Below are 297 nucleotides of genomic sequence, written 5' to 3'. Positions count from 1 at the left end.
CTGGGAAGAAATATTGGGCATAAAAAACATTGGCATCACAGACAATTTCTTCGAATTGGGTGGTCACAGCTTAAAAGTCATCTTAGTAGCCAATAAAATTAACCGTCAGCTGGGCTATCAAATAAGCGTAAAAGACGTCTTTTTAAATCCTACCATCACAGGAATCATTTCCAAACTGGAAGCGGGAGCTTTTACCGCCATACCCAAAGCAGAAGAGCAGGAAGACTATGTTCTAACCTCATCTCAGCATCGTTTATGGATACTGAGTCAGTTTGAAGGCGGGAACGAGGCCTACAA

1 protein-coding gene is annotated in these 297 nt (G+C 42.1%); it reads left to right on the top strand.

Going from position 1 to position 297, the window contains the following annotated elements:
• Positions 1-297 (top strand): phosphopantetheine-binding protein (locus tag FLA105534_RS20565; RefSeq protein ID WP_173967961.1); only part of this gene is annotated, 297 nt, incomplete at both ends.

The organism is Flavobacterium collinsii (assembly GCF_902804485.1).
GTDB classification, from domain to species: Bacteria; Bacteroidota; Bacteroidia; order Flavobacteriales; family Flavobacteriaceae; genus Flavobacterium; species Flavobacterium collinsii.
Note: the sequence above shows the minus strand (reverse complement) of the source record. Positions and strands in the feature narration are given on the sequence as shown.